The organism is Streptomyces sp. NPDC051664 (assembly GCF_044453545.1).
Taxonomy (GTDB): Bacteria; Actinomycetota; Actinomycetes; order Streptomycetales; family Streptomycetaceae; genus Streptomyces.
Window position 1 is genome coordinate 24,190 of record NZ_JBITCU010000018.1, and the last position, 22,099, is coordinate 46,288.

Annotated in this window: 24 protein-coding genes; 11 read left to right on the top strand and 13 right to left on the bottom strand. The window is 69.5% G+C overall.

The window, feature by feature from the left end; translation table 11 throughout:
• Positions 1-33: 33 nt before the first annotated feature.
• Genes ACIA8E_RS27765 through ACIA8E_RS27775 form a run of 3 tightly spaced genes read left to right on the top strand, consistent with a single transcriptional unit; the run spans position 34 to position 2,010 of the window.
• Complete coding sequence (locus ACIA8E_RS27765) at positions 34-915, top strand: AraC family transcriptional regulator (RefSeq protein ID WP_399302035.1); 882 nt, start codon at positions 34-36, stop codon at positions 913-915.
• A gap of 40 nt (positions 916-955) precedes the next feature.
• Complete coding sequence (locus ACIA8E_RS27770) at positions 956-1,708, top strand: AzlC family ABC transporter permease (RefSeq protein ID WP_399302119.1); 753 nt, start codon at positions 956-958, stop codon at positions 1,706-1,708.
• Positions 1,705-2,010, top strand: coding sequence for an AzlD domain-containing protein (locus ACIA8E_RS27775; RefSeq protein WP_399302036.1), 306 nt, complete (start codon positions 1,705-1,707; stop codon positions 2,008-2,010). The genes ACIA8E_RS27770 and ACIA8E_RS27775 overlap by 4 nt, the downstream gene beginning before the upstream one ends.
• A 101-nt stretch (positions 2,011-2,111) precedes the next feature.
• Here ACIA8E_RS27775 and ACIA8E_RS27780 read toward each other — a convergent pair whose 3' ends face one another.
• Both ACIA8E_RS27780 and ACIA8E_RS27785 read right to left on the bottom strand, forming a co-directional pair.
• Complete coding sequence (locus ACIA8E_RS27780) at positions 2,112-3,458, bottom strand: MFS transporter (RefSeq protein WP_399302037.1); 1,347 nt, start codon at positions 3,456-3,458, stop codon at positions 2,112-2,114.
• Positions 3,455-4,855, bottom strand: a complete 1,401-nt coding sequence (locus ACIA8E_RS27785) for an alkyl sulfatase dimerization domain-containing protein (RefSeq protein WP_399302038.1) — start codon at positions 4,853-4,855, stop codon at positions 3,455-3,457. Before ACIA8E_RS27785 ends, ACIA8E_RS27780 begins: the two co-directional genes overlap by 4 nt.
• Before the next feature lie 150 nt (positions 4,856-5,005).
• On the opposite strand from ACIA8E_RS27785, the gene ACIA8E_RS27790 reads away from it, so the two are divergent.
• Positions 5,006-6,280, top strand: coding sequence for a PucR family transcriptional regulator (locus ACIA8E_RS27790; RefSeq protein WP_399302039.1), 1,275 nt, complete (start codon positions 5,006-5,008; stop codon positions 6,278-6,280).
• Positions 6,281-6,395: 115 nt separating this feature from the next.
• Here ACIA8E_RS27790 and ACIA8E_RS27795 read toward each other — a convergent pair whose 3' ends face one another.
• Positions 6,396-7,310 (bottom strand): hypothetical protein, encoded by a 915-nt coding sequence (locus ACIA8E_RS27795; RefSeq protein WP_399302040.1) that lies wholly within the window; start codon positions 7,308-7,310, stop codon positions 6,396-6,398.
• 79 nt (positions 7,311-7,389) lie between these two features.
• On the opposite strand from ACIA8E_RS27795, the gene ACIA8E_RS27800 reads away from it, so the two are divergent.
• On the top strand, positions 7,390-7,584 hold the full coding sequence (locus tag ACIA8E_RS27800; protein WP_030974167.1) for a DUF3046 domain-containing protein: 195 nt from the start codon (positions 7,390-7,392) through the stop codon (positions 7,582-7,584).
• A 183-nt stretch (positions 7,585-7,767) separates the two neighbouring features.
• Positions 7,768-8,934: an AI-2E family transporter gene (locus ACIA8E_RS27805; RefSeq protein WP_399302120.1), complete on the top strand. Its 1,167-nt coding sequence runs from the start codon at positions 7,768-7,770 to the stop codon at positions 8,932-8,934.
• 89 nt (positions 8,935-9,023) lie between these two features.
• Here ACIA8E_RS27805 and ACIA8E_RS27810 read toward each other — a convergent pair whose 3' ends face one another.
• Positions 9,024-9,932, bottom strand: a complete 909-nt coding sequence (locus ACIA8E_RS27810) for an SDR family oxidoreductase (protein ID WP_399302041.1) — start codon at positions 9,930-9,932, stop codon at positions 9,024-9,026.
• A gap of 268 nt (positions 9,933-10,200) precedes the next feature.
• Between ACIA8E_RS27810 and recA the strand changes: the two genes are divergently transcribed.
• Both recA and recX read left to right on the top strand, forming a co-directional pair.
• On the top strand, positions 10,201-11,334 hold the full coding sequence (recA, locus tag ACIA8E_RS27815) for a recombinase RecA (RefSeq protein WP_356665708.1): 1,134 nt from the start codon (positions 10,201-10,203) through the stop codon (positions 11,332-11,334).
• 3 nt (positions 11,335-11,337) lie between these two features.
• Positions 11,338-12,015: a recombination regulator RecX gene (recX, locus tag ACIA8E_RS27820; protein ID WP_399302042.1), complete on the top strand. Its 678-nt coding sequence runs from the start codon at positions 11,338-11,340 to the stop codon at positions 12,013-12,015.
• 114 nt (positions 12,016-12,129) lie between these two features.
• Here recX and ACIA8E_RS27825 read toward each other — a convergent pair whose 3' ends face one another.
• Positions 12,130-12,768 (bottom strand): hypothetical protein, encoded by a 639-nt coding sequence (locus ACIA8E_RS27825; RefSeq protein WP_399302043.1) that lies wholly within the window; start codon positions 12,766-12,768, stop codon positions 12,130-12,132.
• A gap of 201 nt (positions 12,769-12,969) precedes the next feature.
• On the opposite strand from ACIA8E_RS27825, the gene ACIA8E_RS27830 reads away from it, so the two are divergent.
• Positions 12,970-13,287: a hypothetical protein gene (locus tag ACIA8E_RS27830; protein ID WP_399302044.1), complete on the top strand. Its 318-nt coding sequence runs from the start codon at positions 12,970-12,972 to the stop codon at positions 13,285-13,287.
• Between the two features lie 60 nt (positions 13,288-13,347).
• Here the strand turns inward: ACIA8E_RS27830 and ACIA8E_RS27835 are convergent, their stop codons facing one another.
• The 8 genes from ACIA8E_RS27835 to ACIA8E_RS27870 form a co-directional block, all read right to left on the bottom strand.
• The gene (locus tag ACIA8E_RS27835; RefSeq protein ID WP_399302045.1) at positions 13,348-13,755 is read right to left on the bottom strand and encodes a rhodanese-like domain-containing protein; all 408 of its coding nucleotides are present in this window, start codon (positions 13,753-13,755) and stop codon (positions 13,348-13,350) included.
• On the bottom strand, positions 13,752-14,315 hold the full coding sequence (locus tag ACIA8E_RS27840; RefSeq protein WP_399302046.1) for a cysteine dioxygenase: 564 nt from the start codon (positions 14,313-14,315) through the stop codon (positions 13,752-13,754). Before ACIA8E_RS27840 ends, ACIA8E_RS27835 begins: the two co-directional genes overlap by 4 nt.
• A 73-nt stretch (positions 14,316-14,388) precedes the next feature.
• Positions 14,389-14,475 (bottom strand): putative leader peptide, encoded by an 87-nt coding sequence (locus ACIA8E_RS27845; protein ID WP_311605579.1) that lies wholly within the window; start codon positions 14,473-14,475, stop codon positions 14,389-14,391.
• A 33-nt stretch (positions 14,476-14,508) separates the two neighbouring features.
• Complete coding sequence (locus ACIA8E_RS27850) at positions 14,509-16,125, bottom strand: FAD-dependent monooxygenase (protein ID WP_399302047.1); 1,617 nt, start codon at positions 16,123-16,125, stop codon at positions 14,509-14,511.
• A gap of 183 nt (positions 16,126-16,308) precedes the next feature.
• Positions 16,309-17,220 carry an amino acid ABC transporter permease gene (locus ACIA8E_RS27855; RefSeq protein ID WP_399302048.1) on the bottom strand — a complete coding sequence of 304 codons (912 nt, stop codon included), beginning with the start codon at positions 17,218-17,220 and terminating at the stop codon, positions 16,309-16,311.
• Complete coding sequence (locus tag ACIA8E_RS27860; protein ID WP_399302049.1) at positions 17,217-17,882, bottom strand: amino acid ABC transporter permease; 666 nt, start codon at positions 17,880-17,882, stop codon at positions 17,217-17,219. The genes ACIA8E_RS27855 and ACIA8E_RS27860 overlap by 4 nt, the downstream gene beginning before the upstream one ends.
• Positions 17,883-17,957: 75 nt before the next feature.
• A complete protein-coding gene (locus ACIA8E_RS27865) occupies positions 17,958-18,800 on the bottom strand; it encodes a glutamate ABC transporter substrate-binding protein (protein ID WP_399302050.1) in 843 nt (280 codons plus the stop codon).
• A gap of 51 nt (positions 18,801-18,851) precedes the next feature.
• Positions 18,852-19,637: an amino acid ABC transporter ATP-binding protein gene (locus tag ACIA8E_RS27870; RefSeq protein WP_267001031.1), complete on the bottom strand. Its 786-nt coding sequence runs from the start codon at positions 19,635-19,637 to the stop codon at positions 18,852-18,854.
• Positions 19,638-19,984: 347 nt separating this feature from the next.
• Here ACIA8E_RS27870 and ACIA8E_RS27875 point away from each other — a divergent pair, with 347 nt between their 5' ends.
• A complete protein-coding gene (locus ACIA8E_RS27875) occupies positions 19,985-20,677 on the top strand; it encodes a response regulator transcription factor (RefSeq protein WP_399302051.1) in 693 nt (230 codons plus the stop codon).
• Positions 20,678-20,692: 15 nt separating this feature from the next.
• Positions 20,693-22,087 (top strand): ATP-binding protein, encoded by a 1,395-nt coding sequence (locus tag ACIA8E_RS27880; protein ID WP_399302052.1) that lies wholly within the window; start codon positions 20,693-20,695, stop codon positions 22,085-22,087.
• Positions 22,088-22,099 lie beyond the last annotated feature (12 nt).

Below are 22,099 nucleotides of genomic sequence, written 5' to 3' on the forward strand. Positions count from 1 at the left end.
GTGACAGTGGTCGGTACCTGCGAGAATTCGGGAATGGCGGCAGGATCGGGCCCGGGCTTCGGCCCGGCTTCGGGAGAGTGGGCGAGGTACTGGCAGTACGCGGAACTGCCGGACCTCGATCTGCTGCGTGCCCGGTACGTGCGCCACACCTTCCCGCGCCACAGCCACGAGGGCTACGTCTTCGGCACCATCACAAGGGGAGTCGAGGACGTCGGGCTGCCCGGCGGCACCGTACATGCAGGCCCGGGCGCCGTCGTCATGATCAATCCGGAGGTGCCGCACACCGCGCGGGCCGGTGTCCCCGAGGGCTGGGTGTACGCCACGCTGTACCCGTCCGCACAGGTGATCAACGACATTGCCGCCGACACGACGCGCCTGCGCGGCACTGTCGGTTTCGCCGAGACCAGCGTCGTCGACCCGGAATCGGCCCGGCTCATCGGCGAGGTGCACCGGGCGGCCGAGGAGGGCAACGCGCTCGCAGCCGACAGCGTCCTGCGCATCCTGGTCGCGCGGCTGCTCAGCAGCCATGGCAGCGTGCTGCCCACCCGCTCTCCCCGGTCGGCGGGCGCCCGGGACGCGGCACGGGCGCGTGCGGTGCTGGAGAGCAGGATGACCGAGCCGCCGACTCTGGAGGTGCTGGCCGTCGAACTCGGAACCAGCCCGTTCGCCCTGCTGAGGGCGTTCAAGAAGCAGTACGGGATGCCGCCGCACACCTGGCTCACCGATGCCCGGGTAAGGCGGGCGCGGCGGATGCTGGATGCGGGTGTGGCGCCCTCGGTCGCCGCGACCGAGGTCGGCTTCACCGATCAACCGCACCTGAATCGCCATTTCACCCGGATAGTGGGGGTGCCGCCCGGCGCCTACCAGCGCGAACGCGCAAGAACGTACAAGACCGGTCCCGGTCTGTCCCCGTAGCGTTCCGTCTGTGCCAGAACAGACAACATCCCCAGAGAAAATCGGCGAGCCCGCCGAGACAGCCGCCGGTGAGGTGAAGTCCGATGCGGCCGTCGTGCGCGATGCCCTCGGCGTCGGTATCGCCGTGGGGCTGTCCGGCTTCGCCTTCGGAGTCACCTCGGCAGGCTCGGGCCTCAGCCTGCTCCAGACCTGCCTGCTAAGCCTCCTCGTCTTCACAGGCGCCTCGCAGTTCGCGCTGGTAGGCGCGCTCGCGGCGGGCGGCAATCCGTACACGGCGGCTGCCGGGGCGTTCTTTCTCGGCGTACGCAACGCGTTCTACGGCTTGCGGCTGTCGCAGCTGCTCGCGCTCCCGCGTGCGCTGCGACCGCTCGCCGCGCAGTGGGTGATCGACGAGACGACCGCTGTGACGCTGCCCCAGCCCACCCGGCGGGCCGCGCGGATCGGCTTCACCGTCACCGGAATCACCTTGTACGTGCTGTGGAACCTGACGACCCTGCTGGGAGCTCTTGGCGCGGAGGCGCTCGGCGACACCGACAGCTGGGGACTGGACGCCGCGAGCCCCGCCGTCTTTCTCGCCCTGCTCGCACCCATGTTGAGGAGCACGACGGAGCGCATCACCGCCGCGCTCGCCGTCCTGCTCGCCCTCGGTCTGCTGCCCGTGCTGCCCGCGGGGGTACCGGTGCTGCTCTCCGCGCTGGCCGCGCCTGCCGTTCTCTTCCTGATGGGACGCAGCAACGGTTCGCCCGGTGACACCCCCGCCATGGCGGCGACCCCGACGGAGGACGGCCGATGAACGTCTGGACAGCGATCGCACTCACTGCCGTCGGCTGCTATCTCGCGAAGCTGCTGGGACTGCTGGTGCCCGCGGGCGCGCTGGAACGCCCGCTCGTCCAGCGCCTTTCCGCGCTCCTGCCGGTGGCGCTCCTGGCGGCCCTCACGGCGCAGCAGACCTTCGGGGACGGACAGCAGCTGGTGCTGGATGCCAGGGGTGCGGGACTGGCCGCCGCGGCACTCGCCCTGGTCCTGCGTGCTCCCTTCCTGGTGGTCGTGGGAGCGGCCGTGGTCGTCACGGCAGGGGCGCGTGCACTCGGATAGACGTCCGTGCGGAGCACGATCGGGCCGCCCGCACAGGTGTGTTGTGTAAGGGGCTCGGCCCCTGGGACCGAGCCCCTTACACACCGGCCACCGTCGACGGCTCAGTGCACAGGAATGCCCACCGCCGGTGTCTCCGGTACGCCGAGCCGCACCGCGTCCTTCTCCGGCCGCAGGAAGCAGACGGCGAGTACACCGGCCACCGCTACCAGCCCCGCCATCAGCAGGTACGCCGAGCGGTAGCCCGTCGGCACGGACGGGGCCGCATCCACCATCCGGCCGGTGACCAGCGGCGACAGGATGCCGGCGAGTGCATAGACGAAGGCCAGGGCACCCAGGGCCACTCCGCGCTGCCCGGACGGCGCGATCCGCGCGACGGCCGTCTGCGACACCGTGAGGATCACATTCGTCAGCGCCATCGGGCCGACCATCAGCGCGATCTTCACGCCCACCGCGTCCACTTCGGCGAACGTCGCGATCGACAGGGCGGCCACACACATCACCACGCCTCCGCCGAGCCCCGCGGGCAGCTTCGGCGCAGTCTCCTTCCGGGACGCCCGCCGCGCGAACAGTCCGTGTCCCAGCAGCACCACGGCATTGCCGACGGCCGTTGCCGTCACCACAGCCCCTGACTGCTTCAGGCTCAGCCCCGACACCTCGTGCAGGTAGTCCGGCGCCCAGGTCAGCCCGGCGGAGAGCAGCCAGTAGGCGGCGAACGTCCCGAAGGCCGCCGTGAGCCAGGTACCGGAGAGCAACAGTCTCCGGTACGGAACGGACGCGCTGCTTCCACGGTCCGAGGCGGCCGTCCCCCGCGGTGGGGCGAGCGGCCCCTCCTCGCCACGTACGTACCAGCAGAGCGCCCACGCCAGGCCGACCAGCCCCACGATGCCGAAGGCCCAGCGCCATCCCCACCCATCGATCACCACGGTGAGCAGGGGAGCGGACACCGCCACCCCGCCCGCCGCGCCGACCATCAGTACGGCGGTCGGCAGGGTCCGCTCCTTCTGCCCGAACCAGCCGTGCAGATGGTGCACCGCCACCGGTGCCGCGGGCCCCTCGGCCGCACCGAGCAGCACCCGGGTCGCCAGCAGCGTCCCGAACCCGGCGGCGCCGAGCAGCATCGGAAGCTGCGCCACGGACCACAGCAACGCCATCCCGAGCAGCAGCACGGTGGTACGGGTCCGGCGGGTCAGGAACGACACCCCGAGCGCGGCCAGGCTGAACAGGGCGAAGAAAGCGGACTGCGCCGTACCGAACTCACCTCGCGTCAGTCCTAGTTCGTCGCGGATCGGGTCCGCGGCCAGGCCCATGACGGTCTTGTCGGCGAAGTTCAGCAGCATGAAGGTGAGCAACAGCCAGGTGGTGCCCCAGGCCCCCCGCCGCAGCCGCTCGGGGTTCTCGGCTCCGATGCCCGCCTGCAGCGGTGCGGCGGCCCCCGCCGGGGCGCTCACCCACGCTCCCCGGACGCCCCGCCGCAGTCGCAGGCGTCCTCGTCCGCGACTCCGACGCTGATCATTCCGGCGGCCCGCTTCCGGCCGTCCGGAGAGCGTGTCAGTTCGGTCTCCAGGTCGGTGCCCTCCGCCACCGCCGCCGACTCCGCGGCAGCCCAGTTGAACACCCCACGGGCCATGGTCGATGTCTCGGACGCCGCCCTCTGCGCGTACACCCGCGCCCGTATCCGCGCCACTTCCACATCGGCCGGGGCGGCAAGGGCGGCGGTCTCCGCAAGGTGCGACGCGAGCCGCAGCTCCCCCTCCTCCAGCAGCTTCACCGCCCGCTGTGCCAGTGCCGGGGCGCCGCCCGCGGCGTTCGCGAACTCGGTGGCGACTGCGGCGTCCGGGGCCGGCTTGAGATGAGCCGGGTTCTGGTCGTACCACCCGCCCCACAGCCGCCACAGGTTGCGTACGACGAACTCCGGCTCGTCGTAGGCGGGATGCAGGTAGGGCTTCTGCAGCAGTTCCTGCGGCACCTGCACGCCGTGCAGTACGGCATCGAGGCGGTGGCCCGCGTTCATCAGCTCCCTGGTTTGCTCGCAGAGCGACTCCAGGAGCCGCGCCGTGTCGTCGAGCGCCCGATGGACCCGGTCCGTGCCGACGATCGGCACGCCGTGGCCGGGGAGCAGAAGTTCGGCGCCGAGCTCCTGCATGGCGCGCAGCGCCCGCGCCCAGTCCTCCGGATACCGCTGCACCTTCTGGGGATTGCCCGCGTTCGGGGTGTTCCAGATGAAGAGGTCACCGGTGCACAGGGTCTTGAGCTCGGGGACCCACACATAGGTGCTGTCGTCCGTCTCACCCTTGGCGTGCACCAGCTCGAAGGTCAGATCGCCGCGCTCGGCGGTCAGCCGGCTGCGATAGGTGGTGTCGGGATAGCGGTAGGTGGATGGCCAGTTCAGGGACGGTACGCCGAACTGCCTGCGATTGATCCAGGTGTTGTAGCCCGCCGTGCTGATGTACCGGTCGAAGCGAGCGGTGACCGCCTCGTGCGCGATCACCTCAGGCCGCTCGCGCCCCTCACTGTCCGCCTGCGCGTCGAACGGTGCGACACCGAAGACGTGGTCGACATGACCGTGCGTGTATACGACGGTGCTGACCCGCTGCTCACTGAAGGCCCCGACCGCCTCGTGCAGCGGACCTGCCGTACGGAAGTCCCCGGAGTCCACGAGCACCAGCCCGGCACCCGTGTCGAAGACCGCCACATTGGCGAAGGCGGGCAGAAAACCGACCCGTTCGCGAACAGTCACCAGGCCCGCACCCGAGTACGCACCGGACAGATGCGGCAGCAGCGTGTCCTCACCCTGCCACACCCGGTCGATATAGCTGAGATAGTCCGTCGGCTTGTGCTCGGTCATACCTTCGACTCCTTCGGTGCTGTACGGCAGATCGCCCGGAAACCGAGTCTCGGCCTCCGAAGTGACCTCCGACACCCGCCCTCGTCACACCGCTTCGCGCTGCGTACTGTGACGCGTCACAAGGGCCACCCGGGTGCAGGGAGAACCGCCATGCCACTGTCCGATGCGGCCAGAGCCCTCGCCCTGCGCTGCGAGCCCAGGGTCAACGAGCTGGCGCGGCACATGGCCCGTAAGTCCTTCGAGCAGCTCCCCGGTTACACCGGGCTCCCGGACGATGTGAAGGACCTGGAGATCGCCGCAACCGCCCGGCACGGCGTGCGTCTTTTCCTGCGCCGGGCCACCGAACCGCACCCCAGCCCGGGCGGGCTCCGGCTCTTCCGCGAGCGTGCGGCGCAGCGCGCCGAGGAGGGGATGCCGTTGCACCTGCTGCTGCGCAGCCACGGACTCGGCATGTACGTCCTGTGGCAGGCGCTGTGTGAGGCAGCGCAACCCGGTGAGGAGAGCGCGCTCATCGAACTTGCCGATCTGCTGCTCCAGTCGCACCACTCGCTGGTCGGTGCGGTGGCCGAGACGTACATGGACGAGCGCTCGGCGCTGGAGGCGGAACAGCGGGAGCAGCGCCGCTCCCTCGTGCGCGGATTCCTTGACGGGACTCTGGAACCAGGTCACTCCCCGTCGGCGCAGCTCGGCCTCGACGGGCCCGCGCTGGTGCTCGCCGTCGTGCTGGAACCGTCGGAACCCGGTGCGGGGCCAGGGGACATGGAGCCGGGCGGCGCGGAGGCCGGGAACGCGGGGTCCGGCAGCTCCGGCACCGGCAGTCCGGTGACCGTACGGCGCCGGATGCGGCGCATCCAGACCGTGCTCGACCAGACATTCGGTACGGAGTTGCTCTTCCTGTTCGACGCGGGCGCAGGCCGTGCTGTCGTACCGCAGGAGTGCGAACCACCCGGCGATCTGGCCCGGCGGCTGACCCGTGCCTGCGGCGCCGACGTCCGGGTCGCCGCAGTTCCGGCCGAAGCACCCGGGGCGGTCCCCGAGGCGTCCCGTACGGCCGTGGAGATCATCCGGGTCGCCCGGGCGTGCGGGCTGCCGCCGGGACTGCACAGCCTCGACGACGTGCTCCTCGAGTTCCAGCTGTCCCGCCCCGGCCCCGGCAGCCGCCGGATCGCCGCCCTGCTGGACCCCGCTGCCGCCCGCCCCGAGCTGCTGCGGACCCTGCGGACCCACCTGGCACACCAGCAGGACAGGCGCCGCACCGCGACCCTGCTGGGGTTGCATCCCAACACCGTCGACAATCGGCTGGCGAGGCTCGCCGAGCTGACCGGGCTCGATCTGGTGTCGCCGCGCGGCACCGCGCTCGCCATCGCGGCCCTGCTGCTGCACGACAGCGGCCACGGGACCGACGGCACACACGGCGCAGGATGAGCGACCGGGCGGCGGCCGTCCGGCCGACTACCGAAGGCCCGCGGCGGACGGCCTGGTCACGGCCGTCCGGTGGGCCCGCTCACGGACGGTTGGCGGTGTGCCTCCGCCCCGGCGCTCAGCCGAGGCTGCGGCCATGGGCCCGTAGCGTCTGCAGTGCCTTCAGCGTCACCAGAGGCCGCCCCTCCAGAGCTGTGCCGGGTGCCCACTGCCGCCAGTTCAACGGCCAGCCGCCGTCCGCCTGCTGTTCCGACGCCAGATGGTCGAGGGAGCGTTCCAGCTCCGCGTCGGTGAACCAGCGACGGGCGAGCGAATCGGGTGTACGGGCGTAGTCGTACGGGAAGTGCTGCTCACCCGGTGCGTATCCGGCCGCCACCGGGTACTCCGCGCGCCGCTCCGGATCCAGCACGGCCAGCCGCTGTTCCCGCACCAGCCGTCCGATACGGTCTGCCGCGGCCTCCGCCCGCGCCCGGTCCGGTGCACCGTCCAGGAAGGCGACCGCCGCCTCGATCTCGTACGGATGCGAGTGCTCCAGCGCGTTGACCGCCTCCCAGCAGAAGTCGGTGGCCCGGAAGAGCCAGGCGTGCCAGACCGCATTACGGTGCAGCAGCCCGACGACAGGACCGGTGGCGAGCAGCTCCGCCGGCGGGTCGTCGACGAGCTGGATGAACGGCGCGGCCGGATAGCCCCGCTGCGAGGGAAGGAGGGCGGGCAGCGCACCCTCCTTCGTCGACACATCGGTCAGGAAGCGGCAGATCCGTTCCACCCGCAGACCGCTGCAGCGCCCGATGGAGTCGAGAACGTTCAGCGCGTGGGCCGTGTGCAGCGGCTGGCTGACGGGGCCCCGCAGATCGGGTTCGAGTGCGTGACCGTATCCGCCGTCCTCGTTGAGATAGGCGGTGAGTGCGGTCTCCACGGCGTCGGCGCTTCCTGCCAGGAAGTGGTGGGCGAACCGCCGCTGTTCGAGGACACGGGCCGTGAGCCAGATGAACTGCTCGGCGCGGTTGAGGGGGCTTGCTCCTGTTCCAGCCATGGACCGACCGTAGGCCGGTAAGCGCTCTCGACATGTCGTAGGGACACGGCTGCACTCTCAGGAGCGGGATACTGAAGTCATGCGGTTGACGATTTTCTGGGAACGGATGGAAGACCACTTCGGCGCGGGGTACGCCGACTCCTTTGCGCACGACCATGTGATGGCCGAGCTCGGCGGGCGGACGGTGCACCAGGCGCTGGCCGCGGGCTGGGAGGCGAAGGACGTCTGGCGCGGCGTCTGCACGGCGGTCGGCATCCCCGCCGACAAGCGCTGACGAACTGCTCGTCCCCGCGGGACCGCACCCGCTCTCCGGGGTGGGCGGCCGGCTGTCACAGCCGTGGGCGAGACTGGGTCCGTGGCACTGACAGACGAGACCGCCCAGAACCCGCCCGCCCCCACTCCGCCCGTCCCGCCGGCCGCGCCACCGACCCAGCCGTCCGGCGCCGGGGCGGCCCGAATGCCTGCATGGCTGCCGCGCGCCATGGTCCTCGCCCTGGCGCTCTATGCCTGCTTCCGGCTCGGCAGCTGGGCGTTCGACCAGCTCATCGGGCTGTTGATCAACGTGCTGATCGCCTTCTTCCTGGCGCTCGCCATAGAACCCGCGGTGGGCCGGATGTCCTCACGCGGCATGCGTCGCGGCCTGGCGACCTTCCTGGTGTTCTTGTTGATCCTGATTGCCGGGGCCGGGTTCGTCGTACTGCTCGGATCGATGCTTGCGGGCCAGATCGTCGAGATGGTCGAGGAGTTCCCCAAGTACCTGGACTCGGTGATCAACTGGGTCAACCAGAGCTTCCACACCGAGCTCTCGCGGGTCGAGGTGCAGGACAGCCTGCTGCACTCCGACTGGTTGCAGAAGTATGTCCAGAACAGCGCGACCGGTGTGCTCGATGTCTCCACCACCGTGCTCGGTGGGCTGTTCCGACTGCTGACGATCTTCCTGTTCTCGTTCTACTTCGCGGCCGACGGCCCCCGGCTGCGCCGCGGTCTCTGCTCCGTACTGCCGCCCGCCCGGCAGGCCGAAGTCCTGCGGGCCTGGGAGATCGCGGTCGACAAGACCGGTGGTTATCTCTACTCGCGCGGGCTGATGGCACTCATCTCCGGAATCGCGCACTACATCCTGCTGGTGTCCCTCGATGTGCCGTACGCGCCGGCGCTCGCGGTCTGGGTCGGTCTCGTCTCGCAGTTCATCCCCACGATCGGTACGTATCTGGCCGGCGCCCTGCCGATGCTGATCGCGTTCACCGTCGACCCCTGGTACGCCCTGTGGGTGCTCGGATTCGTCGTGATCTACCAGCAGTTCGAGAACTACGTGCTGCAGCCCAAGCTCACCTCCAGGACCGTGGACATCCATCCGGCGGTCGCCTTCGGCTCGGTCATCGCCGGTACGGCGCTGATGGGCGCCGTGGGCGCGCTGATCGCCATCCCGGCCGTCGCCACGCTGCAGGCGTTCCTGGGCGCCTATGTGAGGCGCTACGACGTGACGGACGACCCACGGGTGCACGGCCGTCACCAGCGGCGGCGCGGTGAGTCGGTGTTCTCGCGGCTGCGCCGCGCGACCCGGGCTCCCGGGGACGAAGAGGATGCGGAGCGACCGGAAGCACCGGGTCCGCGGCCACGGGTCTGAGCGACGGCGGGACGCGGGAGTTCCGGCGCGGTGCGGGAGCTCCGGCGGGGTGCGCGAGGCCGGGGCGGTGAGGAGGTCTCGCAGGGTGCTCAGCGATAGCCCGTCACGTCGGCCGGCCGGCCCGCGTCCTGGACTTCGGGCACGTACCTCCAGGCATCGGGCCGGCTGCCGTCCAGATCGGTGAAGCCGTAGACCCGAGCCAGTTGCCCGCTGGACAGCGACTGCCCGTTCCAGCGAGCCACCCCGGGGTCCTGCGCGAGTGCGGCCACGGCGCGGCCGACGAAGGCCGGACTCTCGGAGATCGCGAAGTGGGGTGCGTGGGCGATCGCGTCGCGCCAGTTCGCTTCGGTGACGCCATGGGCGTCCAGCATCGCCTCGGACCGCAGCCAGCCGGGCGTGAGCGACACCGCGGTCGCGCCGTGGGGCTTCAGCTCGTGCGCGAGGGCGAACGCCATCCGGTTCACCGATGCCTTGGCCAGGTCGTAGAAGAAGGAGACCCGGTAGTGGACGGCGTTGTACTCATCGGTGCCGTCGGTCACCTCGACGACCAGGCCCCCTGGCTGCTCGATGAGGAGCGGAAGCGCGTAATGGCTGGTGATGGCGTGGGTGTCGACGGCCAGACGCAGGGTGTGCAGACCTGTCTCCAGGCAGGATTCCCAGACCGACCTGTCCCACTCGATCCCGGCTCCCCAGATGTCGTTCACGAGGACGTGCAGTCGGCCCTCGTCGCGCCGGATGCGCGTCACGAGCGCGCTGACTTCCGAGGGCACGAGGTGGTCCACCCGGACCGGGATCCCGTGGCCGCCCGCCTCGTCCACGAGAGCTGCGGTCTCCTCGATGGTCTCCGGGCGGTTCATCTCCGACCGCTGGGTCGTGGTCGTCCGTCCGGTGACATAGACGGTGGCTCCGGCCGCTCCCAGTTGAACGGCGATCCCACGGCCCGCACCTCGCGTGGCGCCGGCGACCAGGGCCACTTTCCCTGTCAGTGATGTCCCCATACGGCCGGAATCTAGCATGATGTTGACCACTTGATCTTGACTCGTCAAGTGTAGAGTGCTAGGGCGCTACTCTGGGGGGCGGGCCGGTCCGGAGCGGTGTGCTTGACACCGAAATCGAACATCCATTCTCATGGGATTCCGGCCGGGTTTTCCCGGGCCCGACCGTGGAGTTGTCCACAGGCCGGGAGGACGTCGAGGCCCATTGTCAGTGGCAGGGGTTAGCGTCTTTGACGTGAAGCGATCGACTCAAGCAAATCGGGTGGAACCCATGGCAGGAACCGACCGCGAGAAGGCGTTGGACGCCGCACTCGCACAGATTGAACGGCAATTCGGCAAGGGCGCGGTGATGCGCCTCGGTGAACGGCCGAACGAGCCCATCGAGGTGATTCCCACCGGGTCGACCGCACTCGACGTCGCCCTCGGCGTCGGCGGACTGCCGCGCGGCCGTGTGGTGGAGGTGTACGGGCCGGAGTCCTCCGGTAAGACGACGCTGACGCTGCACGCGGTGGCGAATGCACAGCGGCTCGGCGGCTCGGTGGCCTTCATCGACGCGGAGCACGCCCTCGACCCCGAGTACGCGAAGAAGCTCGGCGTCGACATCGACAACCTCATCCTGTCCCAGCCGGACAACGGTGAGCAGGCGCTCGAGATCGTGGACATGCTGGTCCGCTCGGGCGCTCTCGACCTGATCGTCATCGACTCCGTCGCGGCACTCGTGCCCCGTGCGGAGATCGAGGGTGAGATGGGCGACTCGCACGTGGGTCTGCAGGCCCGACTGATGAGCCAGGCACTCCGCAAGATCACCAGCGCGCTCAACCAGTCCAAGACCACCGCGATCTTCATCAACCAGCTCCGCGAGAAGATCGGTGTGATGTTCGGCTCCCCGGAGACCACGACCGGTGGCCGGGCGCTGAAGTTCTATGCATCGGTGCGCCTCGACATCCGTCGTATCGAGACGCTGAAGGACGGTACCGACGCCGTCGGCAACCGCACCCGCGTCAAGGTCGTCAAGAACAAGGTCGCGCCGCCCTTCAAGCAGGCCGAGTTCGACATCCTCTACGGCCAGGGCATCAGCCGTGAGGGCGGCCTGATCGACATGGGCGTGGAGCACGGCTTCGTACGCAAGGCGGGCGCCTGGTACACGTACGAGGGTGACCAGCTCGGCCAGGGCAAGGAGAACGCCCGCAACTTCCTCAAGGACAACCCCGATCTCGCCAACGAGATCGAGAAGAAGATCCTCGAGAAGCTGGGCATCGGTGTCAGGCCGGAGGCGGCTCCGTCCGCCGAACCCGGGGCGGACGCGGCGGGCGGCGCGGCGGCTGCGGCCGACAGCGCGGCGAAGTCGGTGCCCGCTCCGGCCGGCAAGGCGAAGCCGGCCAAGACTGCGGCGGCCAAGAGCTAGACCGTGACACGTCGTACGGAGTGGCCGGGCAGTGATGCCGAGCCCGCCCCCGGCCCCGGCGCCGGTCCCGATTACGGCACCGGCTCGGGTGGAGGGTTCGGCGAGGGCGCGGGCCGTCGGGCCCGCTCCCGCTCCAGGAGCAGCGGCTCCCCTTCCTCGTCGAGGGCCGAGAAGGGGGAGCCGCGAGACCCGGTCGAGCAGGCGCGCAACATCTGTCTGCGTTTGCTCACCGGGACCCCGCGCACCCGCAAGCAACTTGCGGACGCACTGCGCAAGCGGGAGATCCCGGATGAGGCAGCCGAAGAGGTGCTGTCGCGCTTCGAGGATGTCGGGCTCATCGACGACGCGGCGTTCGCGGATGCCTGGGTGGAATCCCGGCACCACGGCCGGGGCCTGGCCCGTCGTGCTCTTGTGCGGGAACTGCGCACCAAGGGGGTGGACTCGGCGGTGATCGACGAGGCGATCGGGCAGCTCGACTCCGAGCAGGAGGAGGAGACCGCCCGGGAGCTCGTCGCGCGCAAGCTGCGCTCCACCCGCGGCCTGGACCGTGACAGGCGTCTGCGCCGCCTGGCGGGCATGCTCGCGCGCAAGGGGTACGGGGAGGGGATGGCCCTGCGTGTGGTGCGTCAGGCACTCGAAGAAGAGGGTGAGGACACGGAAGGTCTCGACGAGCCGTTCTGACGTGGTGCGCATCGCTGACGGTGGGCGCCTCGGGGGGTGCGCGCAGAGGTTCGGCGGGGGAGCGAAGCCGGGCGCGGGAGGCGGGGCCGTTGCGCGGTGGGTGGCGTGTAGGAGTCAGTGTCCGGCGAACGAGGCGCGACGGATGGTGGCGTCCAGCAGGGCCAGGGCATCCGATGCGGTGCGGCTGGGGTGGCGGTTCCAGGGGCCGATGAGGTCGGTCCAGCCCTGCGAGCGGAGTTCCGCGATGAGCCAGGCGCCGGCCCGGTCCACGGTGTCGAGGGAGCCGTAGCCCAGACGGTGCGCGGTGAGGAGGGCGCCGCAGATGCAGCGGGCGCCGCGGGCGTTCCGCAGCCGGTACGGGGTGTTCTGCCAGCCCCACTCGGTCAGGATCTGCCGTGCGTAGGCGAGGTGGATGGAAGGCCGTAGTTCGGGCTGCCCGATGCGACGCCAGGCGTGGAGCCGGTCCGGGAGGATGGCGCCGAGTCGTCCGGGAAGTGGGCGCTCGCGCGGCGGGGCCGGGGGCAGGACGCGCACCGAGTCGGCGATCAGCTGGTCGACCGGCACGGACAGCAGATCGCGCCAGTCGGCCGGGTGCCGGTCCGGCGGGTGCGGCGCGCTGTCGGGCGGGACAGGACGCACGGGTTCGGGGGTGGTGATGTCCCAGCCCGCGACGATCTGCTGCCAGGTCTCCGTGTCGTGGAGACGTGCGGCCTGACGGTCGAGCTGGTCGGGGGTGAGGGTGGTGGTCGGCATCGGTGCGACGTCTCCGTCATGTCAGTCCTTGGCGTTTGGGGTAAATGTCCGCCTTATGGTGAATTTACTCCACTGGGGTGAGGCGTTCGGGTGTGTCGGGGTGGGATTCGGGGGACAAGAAAGCCGCCGAGAGGGGGGCCGGCCCCGCATGAAAGACGCAGGCATGCTCCAGTGCACAGGTATCTGTGCGCAGAGCAATGTGTGACGCATGGCAGAGAAGCCCGGCGGCACCGAGATCACAGAGCCGGCCGCTCTCGAGGCGCTCGCTCAGCCGCGACGCCAGCAGATCCTTCAACACCTGACCGGGACGTCCCGGCGGCCTCCACGATCCTTGCCCGCCTGTCGGTCCTGCTGATCGCCGCTGCCCTCGGCACCGGCACCGGCATCGCACTCGCCGTACTCACCGCCTTCAGCATCGGCATGACCGGCAGCGCGGTGCCCACCGTCATGCCGGTGGTGTACGCGACGGTGGTGGGTGCAGCCGCGCTGCCCGGCCAGGTGGCTGCTTCCAAGCAGTGACACGCCAGTGGCAGTGCGGCCCGTGTCCCACGCGGGCACCGCGGCCGCAACTGTCACCCGTCAGGCGTCGACCGGGAGCCCCGCCGCCCGCCACGCCTGGAACCCGCCGATCAGATCGGTCGCCCGGTGCAGTCCCAACTGCTGCAGGGACGCGACCGCGAGACTCGACGCGTAGCCCTCGTTGCACACCACCACCACCTGCAGGTCATGGCTGACCGCTTCCGGTGCGCGATGGCTGCCCTGCGGGTCGAGCCGCCACTCCAGCTCATTGCGTTCGACGATCAGTGCCCCCGGAATCAGTCCGTCCCGGTCGCGCAGCGCCGCATAGCGGATATCCACCAGCAGGGCCCCGTCCGCGGCGGCGGCCGCCGCCGCGTGCGGACCGATCCGGTCGAACCCGGCCCGGACCCGCTCCAGCAACTCGTCGATTCCCACCCGCCCCGTACCGCCGTTCCGGTCGCCGCTCACTGCCAGTCCTCCGGGTGCTCGACGTGCTCAAGACGGAGTACCGCGCCCGTGCGGCTGTAGCGCCGGATCTGCGGCAGCGGCGGATAGTACGCATGGACGGAGACGGCGTGCTCGGTGCCGGACTCGTTCAGCACCTCGTGCACATGGTGCCGGCCGAACGCCCGGCCCTGACCGGTCGACAGCTGTCGGGACCGATCGACGCCTTCGGCCAGTTCAAGCGTCTTCCAGCCGTCGGTGGGCAGCCGCACCGCGAGCGACTGCTCCTTCAGGGTGCCCGCCGCCGTGCAGAAGGCACCGAGCGAGTCGGCGTGGTCGTGCCAGCCGGTGCCGGTGTCCGGCGGCCAGCCGATCAGCCAGGCCTCACTGCCACCGGGCCCGTCGAGCCGGATCCAGGTGCGGCCTTCGGGATCGACGGGGAGCGCGGCGATGAGATCGGTGTCCGCCGCCGTGTGGCAGACGAATTCGAGCAGTTCCGCGGCTGTCGGGCCGGGTCCGGCACCGGAGTGCGGACCGGAGACAGGCGTGCGCAGGGAGGGCGAAGGAGAGGGAGAGGCAGACACAGGGACCGTCCTGAGAGTTCGCGTGTGGTGCCCGGGGTACGACAGAGCGCACACCGCAGCAGGAAGAGGCGATTCAGCAGGACGGACGACACACGCAGCCCGCGTAGCGGACGAGGTCCATATGGACCCTCCGCCACAAGCGCACATCAGTGTCGGTCACGTTTCGGAGTACACCATGTGCCGCCTGCGGGGGTCAATTGATGTCTGCGGTCTGGTCGGCGCGTACGGACGCACGTGGCTCACCGCCGCGCGCCGCGTCCGCCGCAGCGAAAAGTTCCGCCGGCCGGACCCCGCCGAACGACGCCACCAGGTGTCCGTCCGGCCGGACCAGCAGCACAGTGTGGGCCGACGCCCCGGGGTAGGCCTCGGTCACCAGGAGCTCGCCCCTTACCGGCAAGGCGTCGACCGCCTCGACGAGCCGCGGCATCACGCCCGCCATCAGCCAGTGCCGCCGGTCCCACACCCCGGTCCCCGGAGCGACCAGCAGCACCAGCAGGTGCCCCTGCCCCAGCCGCTCGCGCAGTCGTACGGTCGTGCCGTCGGGCGCCGTCACCCGCACATCGGCAACCGGGGCACCGGGGGGCGTACCGACCGTTGTGTGCGCCTCGGCGCGTGGAGGCGCAAGGGGGGAGTGCGTGTACGAGGGGGGCGCACCGAGCGCGCCACAGCCCAGATGACCGTCGGCGAGCAGCGAATCGTGCCCGCGTGCGCCCCCCGGAACCAATGTCCGCAGACCTCCGCCACCACGCAGTATCGGCAGCGACTGGTCCGCGGCGCGCAGCCGCGAGGCGACCGCAGCCCGGCGCTCCGTCTGGTAGCTGTCGAGCAGTACGTCCGAGGCGCCGTGATGCCAGGCCTGTGCCAGCTTCCAGGCCAGGTTCTCGGCGTCCCGCAGCCCCTCGTCGAGCCCTTGCGTACCCAAGGCGCCCAGCAGATGTGCGGCGTCCCCGGCCAGGAAGGCCCGCCGGACGCGCCAGCGCCGGGCCAGCCGGTGGTGCAGCGTGTACACGCCCGTGTCCAGGAGTTCGTACGGCGGGGTCTCACCACCGCACCAGCCGGCGAGGGTGTCCCGCACCCGGGTGATCAGGGCGTCGGGCGTGACGAACTCGCCGCGCGGCGGAAGCAGCCAGTCCAGCCGCCACGCGCCGTCCCGCAGCGGCCGCGCGGTCACCTCGGCGCCGCCGCTGCGCCACGGCGGCAGCCGGTGCAGCACGGCCTGGCCGGGCCAGGGCAGCTCGGTGCGCAGCGCGGCGACGGCATGCCGCTCCACCGCCGTGCGTCCGGGGAACCTGATGTCCAGGAGCTTGCGCACGGTGGACCTGGCGCCGTCGCAGCCGACCAGGTAACTCCCGCGCCACCACGTCGAGTCGGGCTCCCTGGTGTGTACCGTGACGCCGGCCGGGTCCTGTTCCAGTGTGTCGATACGGCTGAGCGGAGCCATCTGCACCAGCCCCTGCCGGGCGATCGCGTCCCGCAGCCCGCGCATCAGTGCATGCTGCGGCACATGGACCGGGGCCGGCAGCTGATCACCGTACGGGGCGTCCTCGCCGAGCGACAGTTCGCTCACCAGCTGCTTGCGTCGCATGGACCGCCAGCCGGACCACCGGACGCCCTCGTCCCGGAGCGTCGTGCACCCGAGCCGTTCCACCAGCGCCGCGGTGTCCTCACGCAGCACCACGGTCCGGGCGGGACGTGTCTCGTCCTTCCCCGCATCCTCGTCGAGAAGTACGGAGGGGACGCCCTGCGCGGCGAGGGCGAGCGACAGCACCAGGCCGACGGGCCCGGCACCGACGACGATCACCGGGTCCACGGCGCGACTCCCTGGGCCCGTGCGGTCGTGAGGGTGGTGACGGATGTGGAAGCGAGCGTTCGGTCGGCGATCACAGAACGTATGCAACCCACTGCCGGTGCTTGCGTCAAGTGACATCGGAACGCGGCGAGGGGCGCCGGTGGATGCACCGGCGCCCCTCGCAGGTAGATTGTCGACGAGTCGTCAGACGCCGCGTCCGTCGTCGATGTTGAGCGTCGGCGCACCGATGGTCTCCAGACCGCCGCCGGGTCCGGCACCGACCACGGCACCCGAGCTCTTCTTCCTGCGCCGCAGCCGGCCCTCCAGCCAGCTCGCGAACGAGGTGAGCGCGAAGTTCACCACGATGTAGATCAGAGCGACGATCGTGAAGCACGCGATGGTGTTCGCGCCGTAGTTCGCACTCATGGGGCGGACCGACGCCAGCAGCTCGGGGAAGGTCAGCACCCAGCCGCCGAGGGCGGTGTCCTTCACGATGACGACGAGCTGGCTGACGATCGCGGGCAGCATGGCGGTCACGGACTGCGGAAGCAGCACGTACAGCATGGTCTGGCCCTTGCGCATACCGATCGCCTTGGCCGCGTCCGTCTGTCCGTTGGGGAGGGACTGGATCCCGGCCCGTACGATCTCGGCGAGCACCGAGGCGTTGTACAGCACCAGACCCGTGACCACGGCGTACAGCGGGCGGGACTCGCTGCTGATCGTCGTGTACTCGGAGTACGCCTGGTTCGCGGTGATCATGAGGATCAGCACCGGGATGGCGCGGAAGAACTCCACGACGACGCCGGCCGGCATCCGCACCCACCGGTGGTCCGAGAGCCGCCCGATTCCGAAGAGGGCACCCAGTGGCAGAGCGATGACCAGGGCGAACGCCGCTGCCTTCAGGGTGTTCTGCAGTCCCGGCCAGATGTAGGTCTGCCATGGCTGGGAGCTGGTGAAGAACGGCTTCCATTTGATCCAGTCGAGCTGGTGCTTGGAGGCCAGGCTGTCGTACAGCCACCACACCGCGGCAGCGGCGACGAGCAGGAAGAGGACCGTGTACAGGATGTTGCGCTGCTTGGCGCGCGGCCCCTGGGCGTCGTAGAGGACGGAAGTCATCGCTTCACCGCCACCTTCTTGCTCACCCAGCCGAGTATCAGGCCGGTCGGGAGGGTCAGACAGATGAATCCGAACGCGAAGACGGCGGCGATCAGGATCAGCTGCGCCTCGGCCTCGATCATTTCCTTCATCAGGTATGCCGCTTCGGCCACGCCGATTGCGGTGGCGACCGTGGTGTTCTTCGTCAGCGCGATCAGCACGTTGGCCAGCGGATTGACGACCGAGCGGAAGGCCTGCGGAAGGACGATCAGACGGAGCACCTGCGTGAAGCTCAGACCGAGCGCACGCGCTGCTTCCGCCTGGCCGACCGGCACGGTGTTGATGCCCGACCGGAGCGCCTCACAGACGAAGGCCGAGGTGTAGACGATCAGCGCGAGGACCGCGAGCCGGAAGTTGATGTCCGTGAAATCGCTGGCCCCGAGCTTGATGCTGAGCGTCTGGAAGAGACCCAGCGACGAGAAGACCATGATGACGGTCAGAGGAATGTTCCGGACGACGTTCACATAGGCGGTGGCGAAACCGCGCATGAGGGGGACCGGACCGACCTTCATGCCGGCCAGCAGCGTTCCCCATATGAGGGAGCCGAGGGCGGAGTAGACGGTGAGCTGCACCGTCACCCAGAAAGCCCCCAACAGGTCGTAACCTTCAAGAAAGTCGAACACGATCTCCCGCGCTTCCGCGTGTAGGAGGGCATGGCGCGCCGCCGTTCACGGACGGCGCGCCGGGTCAGCCCTGCTTCACTTGACGATGTTGCCGATCTTCGGGGCCTGCTCGTTCTTGTAGTTCGCCGGACCGAAGTTGGCCTTCACGGCCTTCTCCCAGGAGCCGTCCGAGACCATCTTGGTGAGCGCGTCGTTGATCTTCTTCTTGAGGTCGGCGTCGCCCTTCTTCAGGCCGATGCCGTAGTTCTCGTTGCTCATCTTGAAGCCGGCCAGCTTGAACTTCCCCTGGAAGTCCTTCTGCGCGGCGAAGCCGGCCAGGATGCTGTCGTCCGTGGTCAGCGCGTCGACAACCTTGTTCTCCAGGCCGGTGAGGCACTCGGAGTAGCCGCCGTACTCCTGCAGCTGGGCCTTCGGCGCCAGCTTCTCCTTGACGTTCTGGGCCGAGGTCGAGCCGGTCACCGAGCACAGCTTCTTGCTGTTCAGGTCGGCCGGCGACTTGATCGTTTTGTCGTCGGAGCGGACCAGGATGTCCTGGTGCGCCAGCAGGTACGGGCCCGCGAAGTCGACCTTCTGCAGCCGCTCGTCGTTGATCGAGTAGGAGGCGGCGATGAACTTGACGTCACCGCGCTCGATCGCCGTCTCGCGGTCGGCGCTCTTGGTCTCCTTGAAGTTGATGTCCTTGGCGTCGTAGCCGAGTTCCTTGGCGATGTACGTGGCGACATCGACATCGAAACCGGTGTACTTGCCGTCGGGCGTCTTCAGACCGATACCGGGCTGGTCGATCTTGATGCCGATCGTGATCTTCTTGCCGCCGCCCGCCGAGTCGCCGCCCTTGTCATCGGAGGAGCCACAGGCGGTGGCGGTGAGAGCGAGCGCGAGCACGGCGGCCGATGCGGCGGTGACCTTACGAAGCTGCATGGTGAACTTCCCTAGAGTTGACGCGATGTGAGTGAACGGCTGATCCGGAAATCAGTGGTGCAGGATCTTCGAAAGGAAGTCCTTGGCACGGTCACTGCGCGGGTTGCTGAAGAACTGGTCGGGCGTTGCCTCTTCGACGATCTTCCCGTCCGCCATGAAGACGACACGATTGGCCGCCGAGCGCGCGAAGCCCATCTCGTGGGTGACGACGACCATGGTCATGCCGTCCCGGGCGAGCTGCTGCATGACCTCCAGCACCTCGTTGATCATCTCCGGGTCGAGCGCCGAGGTCGGCTCGTCGAAGAGCATGACCTTGGGGTTCATCGCCAACGCCCTTGCGATGGCGACCCGTTGCTGCTGGCCGCCGGAGAGTTGGGCGGGGTACTTGTCGGCCTGCGTCGCCACGCCCACCCGGTCGAGCAGCGACCGTGCCTTGTCCTCGGCAGCCTTCTTGTCCGCCTTGCGGACCTTGAGCTGCCCCAGCATCACGTTCTCGAGCACCGTCTTGTGCGCGAAGAGATTGAACGACTGGAAGACCATGCCGACATCGGCACGCAGCCTGGCCAGCTCCTTGCCCTCCTGGGGCAGTGGCTTGCCGTCGATAGAGATCGCGCCCGAGTCGATCGTCTCCAAGCGGTTGATCGTGCGGCACAGCGTGGACTTCCCGGACCCGGAAGGCCCGATGACGACCACGACCTCGCCCCGGGCGATGGTCAGGTCGATGTCCTGGAGCACATGCAGCGCGCCGAAGTGCTTGTTGACGTTGCTCAGTACGACAAGGTCGTTCGCCGCAGGTACGGCATCCTCGGCGGCCTTGGTCACTGAAACTCCGCTCATCGGCTTCTTGCTCCGTCCTCCTCGGTTGGGAAGGACCCTAATGACGCAGTGCGACCACCGTCATTACATCTGAGCGGAAATTGAGCATAACGATCCGGCGGCAACCGGACACACCGCGTGAACGGGACGGTGGAAGAGGTAGCGGGGGCGTACCGGGTGCATAACGGAAACCTCGATGTAATGGGCGGGCTCTTGACTGACGTACCGGTCATCGGCGTGGATGCCCTGATAGACCTTGACGTGAAACACCCCGGTACGGGGAAGTACCGGGAAGTATGGACAAGCGCTCGGAAGCGCTTGAAGACAGCGCCGCGGGAGAGACCTCATCGCGGAGAGGAAGGGGGGCCATGAGACTGCTGCTCGTCGAGGACGACAACCATGTGGCGGCCGCCCTGTCCGCGGTGCTCGCCCGGCACGGCTTCCAGGTCGTGCACGCGCGAAGTGGCGAGGAGGCCCTGATGGCCCTTCTGCCTGCGGACACGGAACCCTTCGGGGTCGTGCTCCTCGACCTCGGACTGCCCGACCAGGACGGCTACGAGGTGTGCGGGAAGATCCGTAAGCGCACCTCCACGCCGGTGATCATGGTGACCGCGCGGGCCGATGTCCGGTCGCGGATCCACGGCCTCAACCTCGGAGCGGACGACTACGTCGTCAAGCCGTACGACACCGGCGAACTGCTCGCCCGCATCCACGCGGTCAGCAGGCGCAAGTCGACCGGCGAGGACACGGTGCCGACGCCCGTCGCCGCGCTGCGGCTCGGCCATGTCCACATTGAACTTCCGACCCGCCGGGTCAGCGTCGACGGCACCGAAGTCCAGCTCACCCGCAAGGAGTTCGATCTGCTTGCGCTGCTCGCCCAGCGCCCGGGTGTGGTGTTTCGCCGGGAGCAGATCATCAGCGAGGTGTGGCGCACCAGCTGGGAGGGAACGGGCCGCACGCTCGAAGTGCATGTCGCGTCCCTGCGTTCCAAACTGCGGCTGCCCGCACTGATCGAGACCGTGCGCGGGGTCGGCTACCGGCTCGTCGCCCCGTCCGCGTAAGGGCGTACGTCCCAGGTGCGTACCCGTCTCCTTCCCCTGCTCATCATCCTCATGGCGGGTGTGCTGCTCGCCCTCGGCTTCCCGCTCGCCGTCAGCGTGGCCGCCGCTCAGCAGCAGCGCGTCGTGATCGATCGCATCGACGACACGGCACGCTTCGCCGCGCTGGCCCAGTTCGTCGCGGAACAGACCAGCGGCACCGATGAACGGCGTCGCACGCTCCAGGACGAACTCGAGACGTACGACTCGGTGTACGGGATCCGGGCCGGCGTCTTCTACCGCGACCGCAGCGCCATGGCGGTGGCTCCGGCAACTTGGCGGCTCCCGGTCGAGGGTGAGGGGCGGGAGGCGTTCAGCGAGGCGCTCCTCGGGCGCCGCAGCCACGATCCGCCACAGGTCTGGCCTTGGCAGCGCGGCCGGGTCGTCGTCGCCTCGCCCGTCGTGCGGGACGGCGATGTGGTTGCCGTCGTGGTTCTCGACTCGCCCACCAGTGAAATGCGCTCCCGGACGATACGTGGCTGGCTGCTGATCGCGGTCGGCGAAGTGGTCGCGATGCTGGTGGCCGTCGGTGCCGCGATCCGGCTCACCGGTTGGGTCCTGCTGCCTGTGGAGACCCTGGACGCGGCGGCGCACGACATCGCCAGCGGCCGGATGAGATCCCGGGTGGTGGCCTCCGGAGGACCGCCGGAACTCAGGCGCCTGGCCCGGTCGTTCAACGAGATGGCGGACAACGTCGAAGAAGTGCTGGAGCAGCAGCGCGCCTTCGTCGCCGACGCCTCGCACCAGCTGCGCAACCCCCTCGCCGCGCTGCTGCTGCGCATCGAACTCCTCGCGCTCGAACTTCCTGAGGGAAACGAGGAGATCGCCTCCGTCCGTACGGAGGGCAAGCGGCTCGGTCAGGTTCTGGATGACCTGTTGGACCTGGCGCTGGCCGAGCACACCGCAGCCGATCTCCAGCTCACGGACATCGGCGCGCTCACCGCCGAACGGGTCACCTCGTGGCGTCCGTTCGCGGAGGAGAGCGGGGTACGGCTGACGGCGGACGGGGCATCCGCCGTGACCGCCTGGGCGGACCCCGTCGCACTGTCGAGCGCCCTCGACGCCGTCATCGACAACGCGTGCAAGTTCACCCCCGCCGGTGAGGAGGTCCGGGTGACGGTCGCCTCCGGCCGGGAGGATGTCACGGTGGTCGTCGCGGACCGCGGGCCGGGCCTGACCGACCAGGAACTGGAGCGGATCGGTGACCGTTTCTGGCGCAGCACCCGGCATCAGAACGTGCGGGGATCCGGTCTCGGGCTCTCCATCTCGCGCGCCCTGCTCGCTGCGGGCGGCGGCTCCCTCACGTACGCACCGCACGAGCCCCACGGACTGCGGGTGACGGTGACGGTCCCGCGCAACGGTCCGCACGGCTGACAGTGCGCGCGG

Coding starts and splice junctions, on each gene's coding strand:
- ACIA8E_RS27765 (WP_399302035.1), top strand. CDS start 34: ATGGCGGCAGGATCGGGCCCGGGCTTCGGCCCGGCTTCGGGAGAGTGG.
- ACIA8E_RS27775 (WP_399302036.1), top strand. CDS start 1,705: ATGAACGTCTGGACAGCGATCGCACTCACTGCCGTCGGCTGCTATCTC.
- ACIA8E_RS27785 (WP_399302038.1), bottom strand. CDS start 4,855: ATGACCGAGCACAAGCCGACGGACTATCTCAGCTATATCGACCGGGTG.
- ACIA8E_RS27790 (WP_399302039.1), top strand. CDS start 5,006: ATGCCACTGTCCGATGCGGCCAGAGCCCTCGCCCTGCGCTGCGAGCCC.
- ACIA8E_RS27795 (WP_399302040.1), bottom strand. CDS start 7,310: ATGGCTGGAACAGGAGCAAGCCCCCTCAACCGCGCCGAGCAGTTCATC.
- ACIA8E_RS27800 (WP_030974167.1), top strand. CDS start 7,390: ATGCGGTTGACGATTTTCTGGGAACGGATGGAAGACCACTTCGGCGCG.
- ACIA8E_RS27805 (WP_399302120.1), top strand. CDS start 7,768: ATGCCTGCATGGCTGCCGCGCGCCATGGTCCTCGCCCTGGCGCTCTAT.
- ACIA8E_RS27810 (WP_399302041.1), bottom strand. CDS start 9,932: ATGGGGACATCACTGACAGGGAAAGTGGCCCTGGTCGCCGGCGCCACG.
- recA (WP_356665708.1), top strand. CDS start 10,201: ATGGCAGGAACCGACCGCGAGAAGGCGTTGGACGCCGCACTCGCACAG.
- ACIA8E_RS27825 (WP_399302043.1), bottom strand. CDS start 12,768: ATGCCGACCACCACCCTCACCCCCGACCAGCTCGACCGTCAGGCCGCA.
- ACIA8E_RS27855 (WP_399302048.1), bottom strand. CDS start 17,220: ATGACTTCCGTCCTCTACGACGCCCAGGGGCCGCGCGCCAAGCAGCGC.
- ACIA8E_RS27865 (WP_399302050.1), bottom strand. CDS start 18,800: ATGCAGCTTCGTAAGGTCACCGCCGCATCGGCCGCCGTGCTCGCGCTC.
- ACIA8E_RS27870 (WP_267001031.1), bottom strand. CDS start 19,637: ATGAGCGGAGTTTCAGTGACCAAGGCCGCCGAGGATGCCGTACCTGCG.
- ACIA8E_RS27875 (WP_399302051.1), top strand. CDS start 19,985: ATGAGACTGCTGCTCGTCGAGGACGACAACCATGTGGCGGCCGCCCTG.